The 13482-nt window shown below is 38.4% G+C and carries 11 protein-coding genes; 6 read left to right on the forward strand and 5 right to left on the reverse strand.

Annotation, left to right across the window (positions count from 1 at the left end; genetic code table 11):
- Positions 1–26: 26 nt before the first annotated feature.
- From ACR1PO_RS20495 to ACR1PO_RS20505, 3 genes are all read right to left on the reverse strand, one after another.
- A complete protein-coding gene (locus ACR1PO_RS20495) occupies positions 27–1364 on the reverse strand; it encodes a 4Fe-4S dicluster domain-containing protein (RefSeq protein ID WP_433987997.1) in 1338 nt (445 codons plus the stop codon).
- Positions 1365–1372: 8 nt separating this feature from the next.
- Positions 1373–2323, reverse strand: coding sequence for an MlaD family protein (locus tag ACR1PO_RS20500; RefSeq protein WP_002983898.1), 951 nt, complete (start codon positions 2321–2323; stop codon positions 1373–1375).
- 128 nt (positions 2324–2451) lie between these two features.
- A complete protein-coding gene (locus ACR1PO_RS20505; RefSeq protein WP_433987998.1) occupies positions 2452–4605 on the reverse strand; it encodes a SurA N-terminal domain-containing protein in 2154 nt (717 codons plus the stop codon).
- Positions 4606–4865: 260 nt separating this feature from the next.
- Here ACR1PO_RS20505 and lon point away from each other — a divergent pair, with 260 nt between their 5' ends.
- Both lon and ACR1PO_RS20515 read left to right on the forward strand, forming a co-directional pair.
- A complete protein-coding gene (gene lon / locus ACR1PO_RS20510) occupies positions 4866–7271 on the forward strand; it encodes an endopeptidase La (RefSeq protein WP_433987999.1) in 2406 nt (801 codons plus the stop codon).
- A 207-nt stretch (positions 7272–7478) separates the two neighbouring features.
- The gene (locus tag ACR1PO_RS20515; RefSeq protein ID WP_332388947.1) at positions 7479–8591 is read left to right on the forward strand and encodes an AI-2E family transporter; all 1113 of its coding nucleotides are present in this window, start codon (positions 7479–7481) and stop codon (positions 8589–8591) included.
- Between the two features lie 108 nt (positions 8592–8699).
- Here ACR1PO_RS20515 and ACR1PO_RS20520 read toward each other — a convergent pair whose 3' ends face one another.
- On the reverse strand, positions 8700–8942 hold the full coding sequence (locus ACR1PO_RS20520; protein ID WP_433988000.1) for a bacteriocin-like protein: 243 nt from the start codon (positions 8940–8942) through the stop codon (positions 8700–8702).
- Positions 8943–9094: 152 nt separating this feature from the next.
- Between ACR1PO_RS20520 and ACR1PO_RS20525 the strand changes: the two genes are divergently transcribed.
- Positions 9095–9472 (forward strand): DoxX family protein, encoded by a 378-nt coding sequence (locus tag ACR1PO_RS20525; protein WP_332388946.1) that lies wholly within the window; start codon positions 9095–9097, stop codon positions 9470–9472.
- Positions 9473–9587: 115 nt separating this feature from the next.
- Here ACR1PO_RS20525 and ACR1PO_RS20530 read toward each other — a convergent pair whose 3' ends face one another.
- Positions 9588–10946: an acyl-CoA dehydrogenase family protein gene (locus ACR1PO_RS20530; RefSeq protein WP_433988001.1), complete on the reverse strand. Its 1359-nt coding sequence runs from the start codon at positions 10944–10946 to the stop codon at positions 9588–9590.
- A 207-nt stretch (positions 10947–11153) separates the two neighbouring features.
- Between ACR1PO_RS20530 and ACR1PO_RS20535 the strand changes: the two genes are divergently transcribed.
- The 3 genes from ACR1PO_RS20535 (at position 11154) to ACR1PO_RS20545 (ending at position 13421) form a co-directional block, all read left to right on the forward strand.
- Positions 11154–12065 carry a DUF4349 domain-containing protein gene (locus tag ACR1PO_RS20535; protein ID WP_433988002.1) on the forward strand — a complete coding sequence of 304 codons (912 nt, stop codon included), beginning with the start codon at positions 11154–11156 and terminating at the stop codon, positions 12063–12065.
- A 251-nt stretch (positions 12066–12316) separates the two neighbouring features.
- Complete coding sequence (locus tag ACR1PO_RS20540) at positions 12317–12826, forward strand: RNA polymerase sigma factor (protein WP_433988003.1); 510 nt, start codon at positions 12317–12319, stop codon at positions 12824–12826.
- Positions 12816–13421, forward strand: a complete 606-nt coding sequence (locus tag ACR1PO_RS20545; RefSeq protein ID WP_433988004.1) for a hypothetical protein — start codon at positions 12816–12818, stop codon at positions 13419–13421. The genes ACR1PO_RS20540 and ACR1PO_RS20545 overlap by 11 nt, the downstream gene beginning before the upstream one ends.
- The last annotated feature ends 61 nt before the right edge of the window (positions 13422–13482 follow it).

Below are 13482 nucleotides of genomic sequence, written 5' to 3' on the forward strand. Positions count from 1 at the left end.
TTGCTGCATTATTTTACTTTGTTACATTAATTTTCATTGGCCCAGTTCAGACGGTCGGCTTGATTGTACTGCCAAGGAGCAGCATTGTTTTCCACGTTGGTCATCATCAGGTTCAGTTCCTGCGGAGCAGCTGACTGTTCCATCACGAGGAATCTTCTCATTTCAAAAATAATGGAAAGCGGGTCAAGCAATACCGGACAGGCTTCTGTACAGGCATTACATGTTGTACAAGCCCAAAGCTCTTCTTTTGTAATATAATCGTTTAACAACTTTTTACCGTCGTCTACAAATTTTCCGTTTTTATCAATGTTTCTTCCTACTTCTTCCAATCGGTCTCTGGTTTTCATCAGGATCAGTCTCGGAGAAAGTTTTTTACCGGTAATATTGGCCGGGCACACTGAAGTACAACGTCCGCATTCTGTACATGAATAGGCATTAAGCAATTGTACCTGATTCAGATCAAAAATATCTTCTGCTCCGAATTTTGAAGGCACATCAGCTTCAGCACCTTCAGCCGGGGCAGCGTAAGGATCTGCATTTGGATCCATCATTAATTTGATCTCCTTTGTTACGGACTCAAGATTGTTGAATTTTCCTTTTTTCTCAAGATTGGCATACCATGTACTCGGAAACGCAAGAATGATGTGTAAATGTTTTGAATAATACAGATAATTCATGAAGAAAAGAATCCCCACAAAGTGGAACCACCAGGCAGCTTTCTCTGTGAACATCAAAAATCCGTTATCAAAATTGAATATTTCCAAAAACGGGACAAATGTCATTTCACTGATCGGGAAACTTCCATGTACCGGTAAAACACCTCTCGACTGTAAAATAAAATCTGAAGCATTCATTTTAAAGAAAGCCATCATCAGGGCAAATTCAATGATAAGAATCCAGTTGGCATCTTCTTTTGGCCATCCGAAAAGCTCTTTCATTGTTAATCTTTTAACCCCGTAAAAGTTTCTTCTGATGAAAAATATAACGACACCAATCACAACCAGAAGTGCCAGGACTTCTAAGGTAGCTGTAAAGAAACTGTAGAATCCGTGTCCCAAAACCGAGGCCAGAAAACGGTGAGTTCCAAACAGTCCATCAACAATTATTTCAATGAGTTCTATATTAATGATAATAAAACCAACATAGACAAAAATGTGTAAAATCCCTGCAACAGGGCGCTTTACCATCTTACTCTGTCCCATAGCTACATTAGCCATGGTGCTCCAGCGCTCAGATTTTCTGTCATTTCTATTGATTTCACGACCCAGCCTGATATTTCTGTAGATCTTCTGCAGGCTTTTGGCAAACAGCCCGAATCCGGCTACTAATAAAATCAGGAAAATAATGTTATCGATGTACTGCATAAGGCGTATTAGTCTTTGTTATTTTTACCGAAAACCGAGAAGTTGATGTATCTCTTCGGATTCGCTTTCATATCTTCGATTAATGTATTCAGATTGGAAGAGGCTGAATTCAGGTTGTTGTAAAGCTGATCATCCTTCATCAGTTTACCTAAACTTCCTTCTCCTTTATCAATACCTCCAATCACCTGATTCAATTTTCCTACTGTAGCATCTAAACTTGCAATGGTAGCATTCAACTGTTTAGTGTCAATACTTTCTGCAAGATGTCCGTATTTATCTAATGTTACTTTTCCGCTCTGCATGGTAAGGCTTGCATCATCCAGCACCTTTTGCAGCTTTGGATCATTATGTCCTACCAGATTGTTTACACTTCCTGCTGTAGCCTGTAATGCACCAACCGTTTTGTTAAGGTTAGCTAACAAAGCTTTAATTTCAGCTCTGTTCTGAGCATCAAAAACCTGGTTTGCATTGGCCATCAGGGAGTCTACTCTATGAAGAACCACCTGTAACTGATCTTTTACAGGGCCTACCTGAGAAGAAAGGCTTCCCAGCGTTCCCAGTTTGAAAGCTCCTTTTAATGTATCACCGTCTTTTGCAGTCGGCCCTCCATACATAAGGTTTACTCTCATTTCTTTACCGGACATTAATCCCGGCTCAAAGATCTCCAGTGATGAGTTTTTTGAAAATTCAAATTTATTGTCGACAGTAACTTTTACAACAAAATTAATTTTTCCATCTTTTGAGGTGATAGGAATAATCTTGTCTACCTGCCCCACTTTAAGACCATTGATAGAAACTGCCGCAGACTGCGCCAGACCTTCTACATTGTCATATTTTGCGTAAAATATATTGTCGGTAGTAAAAAGGCTTTTCCCTTTCATAAACTGAAACAATACCACAAAGCCTACGATAGCTAGAAGTGCAATCACACCAGCTTTTAATTCTTTACTGAACTTCACTTGCTAATTTTTTTCTAATAAGCAAATATAATACATTTTAAATAAATCTTTTCCTTTATTATTCTGCGTTAAATACAAAAAAAGCGACAAAAAAATTTGTCGCTTTTTATATCATTGAAATGAATTTCTTATTGTTGCTGATTTCCCAGCTTGTTCCAGATCTCGATTCTGTAATCTTCGATATCTGCATTGTCCTGAAGACTCTTCATCCAAGCCTGTCCGAACATTCCTGCACTTCTCTGTGTAAGAGATTCTGTAAACTGCTTAAGATCTCCAGGCTGTTTGTTTACTGTTTCTGATTTTTTGATCAGAACATAAACGCCTGTTCCTCCTTCAACCGGATTAGAAAGTTTACCTTTTGCAACACCGAATGCTGCACCGGCAACTTTAGGCTCCATGGCACCAGCTACTGAAGGGTTCAATAGATTCACCTGAGCTGATTGTTTTGGAGCTGCAAATAATTTAGCAATCTGATCTAAGCTTGAAGCTTTTGCTGCTGCAATTTTTTCAGAAATTTGTTTTGCGGCCAATTTATTTTTAACGATAACTTCAATCTGATCTCTTACAGATTCAGGATCAGCAAGACCTGCCTCCTGTTTTCCGTTCAGATAAACTACAATTTTATCACCTGTTCCGTCTACTGTAAATAATTCAGTATCTCCTTTTGTTCTTTTCTTATCGAAAGCCCATGTAAGGATATCTGCATCTTTTTCAGTACCTAAGCCCTGAAGCTGGCCTTCAAATCTTTTAGCCGCTTTCGGATTAGAGAACTGGTAATTATTTTTCTTGGCAATATTCACGAAATCGTTGAAAGATTTCCCCTGAACCTGCTGAATGAATTTTCTTGATTTTTTGTCTGTTTCAGCCTCGGTAGCATCTGAAGGTTTGATTGCTTTTACAAGGTTAGCAACTTTATACCCCATTGATCCTGATTTTTTATCTTCAATATTGATGATATGATAACCGAACTGAGTTTCTACCACCCCTGTTGCTCCTTTAGGATTGTTGGCAAGGTAGGTAAGGAATTCAGGAACGAAAGGTGTTTCCGGAGTTGTCCATCCAAGGCTACCACCCTGAGCTGCAGAATTCGGATCGCTGGAAAGCTTAAGGAATTCTGTAAATTTAGCAGGAGTAGCTTTTACAATAGCACCAATAGAGTCTGCCAATTTCTTAGCCTGCTCTTTGGTTCTTGTCACCCCTTCCCCTGCAGGGCTTCCTTTGAATGCAATAAGGATATGTCTTGATAATGTAGAATCTGAAGGTCTTTTACCTACCAGTTTAGATACTACATAAACATCTTGTTCTTTATAAGGACCAAAAGTCTGGCCTACTGCTGCTGAAGTAATCTGATCTTTGATCGTTGGAGGCAATTGAGCAGGATTCAAATACTGAGGGTTGAATGGCGCATCAGAGTTTGCGGTTACAAACATTGAGTCGTTTTTAGTATTCTGGAAGTTTTCAGTACCTCCGCTTGCATCCGTACCTCCTGAATATAATTTTGTAATTTCTTTCAAGGCTGTTGCATCATCTGCTGCGCTAGGCTTGGAAGGGAAAAATACGATACCGATATTTCTGCTTGGCTCAGCTTTGAACATTACAGGGTGCTGTTTGATGTAGTCAGCAAGATCCTGTGTAGTCACATTGATCTTTGTTTTTTGAAGATATGCCGCATAATCCACTTTCACGAAGTCGATATCTGCAAGCTGATCTCTCTGCTTCATCAGCTCCTCAGCCTCTTTCTTACCTGTAGTGATACCTGCTGAAAGATTAGTAAACACCTGTCTCGCCATCAGTCTGTACTCAATTGTTTTTCTGGTTTTCAGCCATTGAGCATATCCCTGGGGGTTGGTGTTTTGTAATGTTTCAATTTCTTTTTTAAGCTCTTGAGTTTTAAAGTTACCTTTCTCATCAAAGAACTGCTGATTCTGAGCGAACATCTGATCATACTGGATCTGATTCCAGAAATAATCATCAGTCATTTCAAAGCCCAGTTTTTCAAACTGTTGTTTGATAAGCTTAGATTGTACAAGTAACTGCCATGCCTGCTCTTCAAGACCGTTTTTCGGACGACCTTGCTGCTCAGCCTGCTGCTGCAACACGAAAAGCTGATCATTGAACTCTTCGCGGGTGATTTTCTCACCATTTACTTTTCCTAAAACATCAGGATTCTTACCAAAAACCTTGTCGATACTATCCGGGTTCACCAAAAACGCTAAAAGCGCTAAGGCTATTACTCCCATTAAAAGCCAAGGCTTACTCCTAATCTGTCCTAAAATTGCCATTTTATAAATTATAGTTTTTTATCAGTTTGCGAAAATACACATTTTTAAGAAATTACAGAAACAGAACTGCTTTATTTTGATTTTTAATGCAAAGATTATCTGAAAAAGGAAATTTTGACCGTATTTTTAAGTAAAAAACAAATGGCATAAGTATTGTGCGTTTTTAGAATATTATAATATGCCACACGTTTTCAGCGCATATTGTAAAAATTCCCTTTAACGATAAAAAACGAAAATGACAATTTGTCATTCGATTGACTATGACAGAATTTGAAGATATTAGTTTAGAAGAAATGATTAGTGACGGATTTGATATCGTGACTGAAGAAATCAATCTTTCAGATTTCGCAGAGACTGATAAAAATTCCGAACAAAAAATATTCCCTATCCTTCCTGTAAGAAATATGGTAATGTTTCCCAACGTGGTAATTCCTATTACCGCAGGAAGAAAGACATCAATACAGCTTCTTGAGGAAGCACAGAAGAACGGAGATTTCATTGGAATTGTAAGCCAGAAAAACTCTGATCTGGAACAACCTTCCGAAAAAGACATTTATACTGTCGGAACATTAGCAAAAATCATTAAGATTATTAAGCTCCCGGAAGGCAATATTACTGCTATAACCAAAGGTTTTCACAGGTTTAAGATCAAGAAAATTGTTGACAACCGCCCTTATTTCAAAGCAGAAATATCAAAATTAAAGGATACCCGTCCTAAAGATCAGGAAGAATACGAAGCATTGCTGGAGAACATCAAGGACCTTGCTTTAAAAATCATTGAGCTGGATCCTAATATTCCTAATGCAGCCAATTTCGCGATCAAAAATATTAACAATAATGATGATCTTCTGAATTTCATCTGCACCAACGCCAATTTTTCTTCGGTAGCAAAGCAAAAACTTCTTGAAGAGAAAAGTCTGATGACCAGGGCTAACCAGTGTTATGAAATGATGCATGAAGATTTCAGAAAGCTGGAACTGAGAAACCAGATTCACCAGAAAACTTCAAAAGATCTGGATAAACAGCAAAGAGAATATTTTCTGAATCAGCAGATCAGAACCATTCAGGAAGAACTGGGCGGAGGACCTGAAAGTGATGTTGAAGATCTTCTTGCAAAAGCTAAAACCAAAAAATGGAGCAAGGAAGTAGAAGAACATTTCCAAAAAGAAATCAGCAGACTTCAGCGTCAGAATCCTAATTCTCCGGACTATAACGTACAGAGAAATTACCTGGATTTCTTTACAGATCTTCCGTGGGAAACTTATACAAAAGATATTTTTGACATCGCAAAAGCTGAAAAAGTACTTGATAAAGCCCATTTCGGACTGGAAGACATCAAGAAAAGAATCCTGGAGCACATGGCTGTTTTAAAATTGAAAAACAACATGAAGTCTCCTATTCTGTTATTGGTAGGTCCTCCGGGTGTTGGTAAAACGTCTTTAGGGAAATCTATTGCAGACGCTTTAGGAAGAAAATATGTAAGGTTATCATTAGGAGGACTTCACGACGAGAGTGAAATACGCGGACACAGAAAGACCTATATTGGAGCTATGGCGGGCAGGATTTTACAGTCTATCAAAAAATCCGGTACTTCAAATCCGGTAATCGTTCTTGATGAGATAGATAAAATCGGACAGGGACTTCATGGGGACCCAAGCTCCGCACTACTGGAAGTCCTTGATCCTGAACAAAACAAATCATTCTATGACAACTTCCTGGAAATGGGTTACGATTTGTCAAAAGTAATGTTCATTGCTACAGCCAACTCACTTTCAACAATACAGACTCCTCTTCTGGACAGAACGGAGATCATTCAGATTGCCGGTTATACGCTGGAGGAAAAGATTGAGATCGCCAAAAGACATTTGATCAAAAAGCAACAGGATGAAAACGGTCTGGATGCAAAATCATTTAAACTCGGAAATGCAGAGCTTAAACATATTATTGAAGCGCACACTTCAGAAAGCGGAGTAAGAACACTGGAGAAGAGAATTGCTGCCGTTGCAAGATGGGTAGCGCTGCAGACCGCTTTGCTAAAAGAATATGACCCAAAAATTTCAGTTGAAAAAATAGATGAGATCCTTGGGGTACCAAGACCGAAAAGCTTATCTGAAATCACTGGTGTTCCAGGTGTTGTAACAGGGCTTGCCTGGACAAGTGTGGGCGGAGATATTCTTTATATTGAAAGCATCCTGAGCAATGGTAAAGGAGCTTTAACAATGACCGGAAACCTTGGAACGGTAATGAAAGAATCGGCTACCATTGCCCTGGAATATATTAAAGCAAAGCATGACGAACTGGGCATTCCACAGGAAGATCTGGATAAGAAAAACATTCACGTACACGTTCCTGAAGGTGCAACGCCTAAAGACGGACCCTCTGCCGGTATTGCCATGCTGACTTCAATGGTTTCTTCATTTAAAAACAAGAAGGTAAAACCTCACCTTGCCATGACCGGAGAAATTACATTGAGAGGCAAAGTGCTTCCTGTAGGAGGGATAAAAGAAAAACTCCTTGCAGCAACAAGAGCAGGAATTAAAGACGTCATTCTTTGCGAAGCCAACAGAAAGGATGTAGAAGAAATCAAAAAAGATTATCTGAAAAACCTGAGAGTACATTACGTCAACAGAATGGAGGAAGTCATTGACATCGCCATTGAAGAATAAAACAACTTATAACATATCAACTTCTCAATATGAAACACGCTCTGAATATCAGAGCGTGTTTCTGTTTTGGGTGTAAAAAGTATAACATTCCCGGCCAGCTGGAATAAAATTTGCTTCAATACAAGAAAAATCCCTTAGAATTGAATAAAATTTTCAATTTACACAGGTTTTTTCTTATTTTTATTCCACACTGCAGACTTATAGATTATGAATTTTCTTAGACTTCCTTTCCTTGTCAAGCTTACACTTGTGGTGGTTTCCATCATCGGGCTTGGCTATCTTCTGGCATTGGGACAGAGTATTTTAGCTCCGTTTTTCCTGGCATTCCTTATGGCTATGTTGTTTTTACCGGCAGCCACTTTTATGGAAAGAAAGTTAAAATTTCCAAGATCAATGTCTACAATGACCTCAGTGTTCATTATGCTGATGATTTTAGGCGGTATTATCTACTTCTTTACCAATCAGCTGTCTGATTTCAGTAAAGATCTTCCCCACCTTCAGGAACAGTTTACCACTGTTTTTAACAACCTTCAGCATTGGGTTTCCAAAACTTTCAATGTAAAAGTGGATGAACAGGTGGATTATATCAACCAGGCATTGAATAAACTGTTATCTTCTTCAGGAGTAATTTTAGGATTTACCTTCGGAATTTTTTCAACGGGATTTGGATTTATAATATTTTTCACGCTGTTTTTTATCTTCATTTTAAATTACAGAAGACTTTTAAATAATTTCATCGTTACGGTTTTTAATGAGAGACACAAAGCAAGCGTACAGGAAGCGGTAAATGAGATCCGTATCATGACCAAGAAATACATCTTCGGGCTTTTTCTCCAGGTGGTCATTGTTTCTATTTTAACATCTATTCTCCTTACCATCCTGGGAGTAAAGTATGCTATTCTCCTAGGAGTTCTTACGGGATTACTAAATGTTATTCCGTATCTGGGAATTTTTATTTCACTTTTAATTTCCTGCTTTATAGCTTTTGCCACTTCTACTCCTTCAACGTGTATTTATGTTGCTTTGGGCTATATTGCCATTCATGCTGTAGATGGAAACATCGTTCTGCCATTTGTTGTGGGTTCTAAAGTCAAGATCAATGCCTTATTTTCCTTTATCGGTATTCTTCTGGGAGAGCATCTTTGGGGAATTGCAGGAATGTTTCTGTGTATCCCGGCGATTGCTATTATTAAGATTATCTGTGAAAGAGTAGATGACCTTAAACCGTGGGGCAGATTACTCGGTGAAGAACAGAAGCCTGATAAGAAAAAGAAAAGTTATAAGATTTCCAAGAATATTACGCTTAAGGAAATGGACTAAGCATGAGTAATGAGTAATAGGCAATAAGTAATAATTGCCATACTCCTGCCGATGAATTTAGATTTTAAATAAGAAGACTGCCTTTTCGAGACAGTCTTTTTTATTGTATTATGGAAGAGGGCACAACGGGCTCGTTCCATTTGGACAAGTTTCTGTACAGAGGATATAAGATGGGTTATCCGGGCAGTATCCATAAGCCGGGCCTTCAGGATTTCCTCCGGGACCTCCTAAACAAGGATCTCCAGGTGGAATCTTACACGGACATCCTATTGGTCCTATATCACATTTTTCAACTCCTCCATGGATTTCTCTTAAACTTGTACGGTTTAATTTTTTAAGATTTTTTAGCATTTATTATTAGTTTAGTTTGTCCTCTAAGATACAGAATAAAATTACATATAAACCATTAACCAACACAAATAAACAATCGATTTCATATTTTATGTTAAATAAATAACAAAATATTCTATTTTTATTTTACATTTGATATAAAATCATCAATCATGAAAGTAATAAAATTTATCTTATGCTTACTTTTCGGACTTATGTTTATTAATGCCGGATTAAACAAGTTCTTTAATTATATGCCAATGGAGAAACCTACTCCTGAGCAGATGAAACTTTTCGCTGCTTTTGGAGAAATAAGCTGGCTGATGCCACTGGTAGGTACTGTAGAAGTAATTGGCGGATTATTGTTTATTTTCCCAAAAACAAGAGCACTGGGAGCGATTATCATTTTACCTGTTATGGTAGGAATTGTGGCTCACGTTTTCACATTGGACAAATCTCCAATGGGAATGGGTATTGCCGGAGTAATGTTCCTGATCAACCTTTGGATGATTATAGACAATAAAGAAAAATACAAACATTTAGTTTCGTAAGTGACAGATAATGGATTTCAGGTAATAGGCTGCAGGTGGCAGTACCAGTAAACTTCAAACGCTACTTTACTACCTACAACCTATTACCTGCTACCTATTACCTGCTACCTGCTACCTATACAAAAGCACTGAAACCTGTAATCGATCGTCCAACGATGAGCGAATTGATTTCTTTTGTTCCTTCATAGGAATAAATGGCTTCTGCGTCAGCAACAAATCTGGCTACATCATACTCCAGCAGAATTCCGTTTCCGCCCATCACTTCTCTGGCTCTGGAAACAATATCTCTTGTTCTGAGTGTACAGAAAACTTTTGCCAGTGAAGCATGTTCATCTTTTAAAATTCCTTCATCCTGCATTTCAGATAATCTGAATACCATGGTCTGCATGGCAGTAAGATTAGACAACATTTCCACCAGATGCCCCTGAATCATCTGAAACGACGCGATAGGCCTTCCAAACTGTTCTCTTTTTCTGGTATAATCCAGTGCACTTTCATAAGCTCCTCTTGCACAGCCTGTAGCCATCCATGCCACTCCGGCTCTTGTCATTCTCAGTACTTTTCCTGTATCTTTGAAGGAATTGGCATTCTGCAGGCGGTTTTCTTCGGTGACCAGACAGTCTTTTAAAGTGATCAATCCGTTCTGGACAATCCTTAAAGCCATTTTCCCTTTGATTTTTTCCACAGAATATCCGGGATTATCTTTTTCCACAATAAATCCTTTTACTTCTCCGCTATCCAGATCTCTTGCCCAGATAATGATCAGGTCAGCAAAAGTGGCATTACCGATCCATTTTTTCTGACCGTTAAGCACCCAGCCTTCGGGTGTTTTTCTGCAGGTTACCGTAAGTCCGCCTGCTGCTCCTGAACCTACTTCCGGTTCTGTAAGCCCGAAAGCTCCTATCTTTTCAAATTTCTGCATCTGCGGAAGCCATTTTTGCTTCTGCTCTTCTGACCCGCAGATATAAATGGATCCCATTGCCAATCCTGACTGTACTCCAAAAAAAGTAGCAATTGAAGCATCAATTCTGGCCATTTCCATTGCGATGACACCTTCCATAAGGAAAGGCATTCCCGGGCAGCCATATCCCTGATAAGTAACTCCACAGATATCAAGCTTCTGAAACTTCGGGATCAGTTCAAAAGGGAATTCATCCCTGAGCCAGTAATGATTGACAAGAGGTTTGACTTCTTTTTCCATGAAAGCTCTTACTTTAAGCTGAATTTCACGCTGTTCGGGCGTCAGTGTATGGTAGATGTCATAGAAATCGCCATCAACAGGAGGAAGCTCTTTCTTTTTCTTATCCGGATCAAGCATTTTCATCAGCCCGGAAAGCTGTTTATCATCCAGTTTTGAAAAATTATGCATCAGTTTTGGCAGATCCACTTTTTGAGAAATGGCGCTCAACTGATCAAAATCTATGGATGTGAATAACCCTATTGCGTTTCTGATTTTGGAAAAAGTATTTGACATAGTGATAGATTGTAGTTTTGGTTTGTAAAAGATAAGCAAAAACTGCTCCGAAAGCAATGGCTGAAGCCCTAGCCTGTTTTACAAAACCCTAAATTTCAATTCATTAAAACTGAAAATATTATTTACAACCTTTTTACTTTTGATTTTCAAGCGTTACAAAAGATCCTGACTGAACTTTGACTCAAGCAAACATTTAAAATCAACGCTATGAAAACCACTTACATTACATTATCTCTATCTGCAGCTCTTTTATTAGGAACTTATTCATGTAAAAAAGGAGAAGCTGCCATCTCAGATCCTGAAGCTTATGCTACTGCCGATTCAGCCACCACTATTGTTTCAGACAGTATATCATCTGCAGCCGGTATGAAGGTAAAGGATAAGCAGTTTATCAAGACCGCTGATGTGAATATGGAAGTAAAAGATGTGTATAATGCAACGATTGCTATTGAAAAATCCGTACAGGAATTTGGTGGTTTTGTTACTAAAAGCAACCTTCAGAGTAATGTGGTTTCTGAAAACACTTATAATACTTCCGACGATGAAGCTATGCTGGTAAAAAAGTACCAAACGGAAAATACAATGCAGGTCCGTATTCCTACTGAAAAACTGGGTGAACTTTTAACAGCCATCAATACGAACAAATTGTTTCTTAATTCAAGATCCATCAACGCGGAAGATGTGACTGCCAACATCAAATATTCTGAACTGGAAGGAAAAAGAAATCAAAAAACCTCTGAAAATATCAGCAAGCTGAAAACAAATAAAGATAAAGTGAATCTGGATGACGGGAATATGTCTGAAGGGAATGCCCAAAAGCTGGCAAGTATGAATATGGCAGACAATCTGAAATACAGCACTATTGATATCTACATCAAAGAACCCCAGCTGCGTATTGCTGAAATAGCAGTGACCAATACCACAAGCATCGACAATAAATACAGGTACAATTTTATCTATGACGCTAAAGATGGTTTTGTGTACGGATTCTATCTGATTCAGAGGATTATAGTCGCCCTTATCAACATCTGGCCTATCTTATTAATTGCTGCAGCAATGGTCTATTTTTTAAGAAAAAGAAAAGTTTCAAAACCGGAACATTCAAAAGTACAGGAATAATAAAGCAATCCTAACCAATTGGTTATCACCATAATTTTAGATTTTACGGCCTCCTTTCCCGGGAGGTTTTTATTTTTTTGAAAATAAACTGTAACGTTTACCATATTTGTTTTACCAACCTTTTAAAAGAACAGAAAATCAAAACATGAATACTATGAAAATTTTAATAAATTGGGGTTCTCAGCAGTAGTCAAAAGGCTATACCGTAAAACCCGCACCATACTTAACAGTAACCCAACCATGAACCCATTGTGAGTAACCCAACTGAAACTACTTTTTTAAAGCTTGTTAACCGGCATAAAGGCATTTTATATAAAGCCTCACGGATCTATGCTGATTCTGTAGAAGACCGGGAAGACCTTCAGCAGGAAATTCTTATCCAGCTTTGGAAATCCTATCAGAATTTCAAAGGAAACAGTGAGTTTTCTACCTGGATGTACCGGGTGGCCATCAATACCGCTATTACTTATTTAAAAAAGGAAAAACAGAGGTCCCGTAATCATACTGATGTCCCTCATCACTTTGAAGTACAGCAGGAGGATTACAATCCTACCAGAGACAGGCAGCTGGAAATTTTCTACAGTGCTGTTCAGGAGCTGAATCCCCTGGAAAAAGCCGTTATATTCTATTTCATGGAAGGAATGTCACATAAAGAAATCGGAAACAATCTGGGACTCAGTGAAGGCAATGCCCGCGTGAAACTCAACAGAACAAAAGAAAAAATACAGCAAATCATAAAAAAATCAGGCTATGAATTTTGATGAATTAAAAGAACAGTGGAATAAAGAAGACAGCAATGTCCGTATTCCTGATACCATAGAGCAATTAAAGGAAAGCAAACACCCGATAGAAAAAATCCAGAGAAATATGAAAAGGGAATTTCCCATGCAGATTCTTGCCATCATTCTCATCGCCTTGTTCCCTATTCAGTTCCAGTTTCCGTCTTCACAGTACATCATTTATTATGTATCCTATACGGTAATGGTTGTCATATCATCTTACTATCTGTCTGGGTTTTATAAGTTTTACAGGCAGACAGAGCTTTATACCGGAAACACTAAAAACAGCCTTTGGAAAATATATCATGAACTGCGTCTGAATATGGAACGATACCAGTCATTCGGGTTCTTACTGCTCCCTCATTTTCTGGTAACGGCAGGCCTGATCATCTATAATGCGATGGAAAAACAGGGAAAATCATTGGCAGAGCTTACTTCTTCTCATCAGCAGGGGCTTATCATCTTAGTGCTGATCGGAACTTTGGCAATCATCACAAGCATTGTTCTATGGACAAAATACATCTATGGAAGAAGCGCTAAACAACTGGAAAATATTCTGAATGAAATGGATGAATAATATCTCAGCTCCCATTATAAAAGACTTGTCACAAAATCTCAGAGTAGCTCCGGGGTTTTGT

This window comes from Chryseobacterium amylolyticum, assembly GCF_051011775.1.
Lineage (GTDB): Bacteria > Bacteroidota > Bacteroidia > Flavobacteriales > Weeksellaceae > Chryseobacterium.

Bases quoted from the DNA above. Each gene is read 5' to 3' on its own strand.
- ACR1PO_RS20495 (WP_433987997.1), bottom strand. From the start codon at position 1,364: ATGCAGTACATCGATAACATTATTTTCCTGATTTTATTAGTAGCCGGA.
- lon (WP_433987999.1), top strand. From the start codon at position 4,866: ATGACAGAATTTGAAGATATTAGTTTAGAAGAAATGATTAGTGACGGA.
- ACR1PO_RS20515 (WP_332388947.1), top strand. From the start codon at position 7,479: ATGAATTTTCTTAGACTTCCTTTCCTTGTCAAGCTTACACTTGTGGTG.
- ACR1PO_RS20525 (WP_332388946.1), top strand. From the start codon at position 9,095: ATGAAAGTAATAAAATTTATCTTATGCTTACTTTTCGGACTTATGTTT.
- ACR1PO_RS20535 (WP_433988002.1), top strand. From the start codon at position 11,154: ATGAAAACCACTTACATTACATTATCTCTATCTGCAGCTCTTTTATTA.
- ACR1PO_RS20545 (WP_433988004.1), top strand. From the start codon at position 12,816: ATGAATTTTGATGAATTAAAAGAACAGTGGAATAAAGAAGACAGCAAT.
- ACR1PO_RS20520 (WP_433988000.1), bottom strand. From the start codon at position 8,942: ATGCTAAAAAATCTTAAAAAATTAAACCGTACAAGTTTAAGAGAAATC.
- ACR1PO_RS20530 (WP_433988001.1), bottom strand. From the start codon at position 10,946: ATGTCAAATACTTTTTCCAAAATCAGAAACGCAATAGGGTTATTCACA.
- ACR1PO_RS20505 (WP_433987998.1), bottom strand. From the start codon at position 4,605: ATGGCAATTTTAGGACAGATTAGGAGTAAGCCTTGGCTTTTAATGGGA.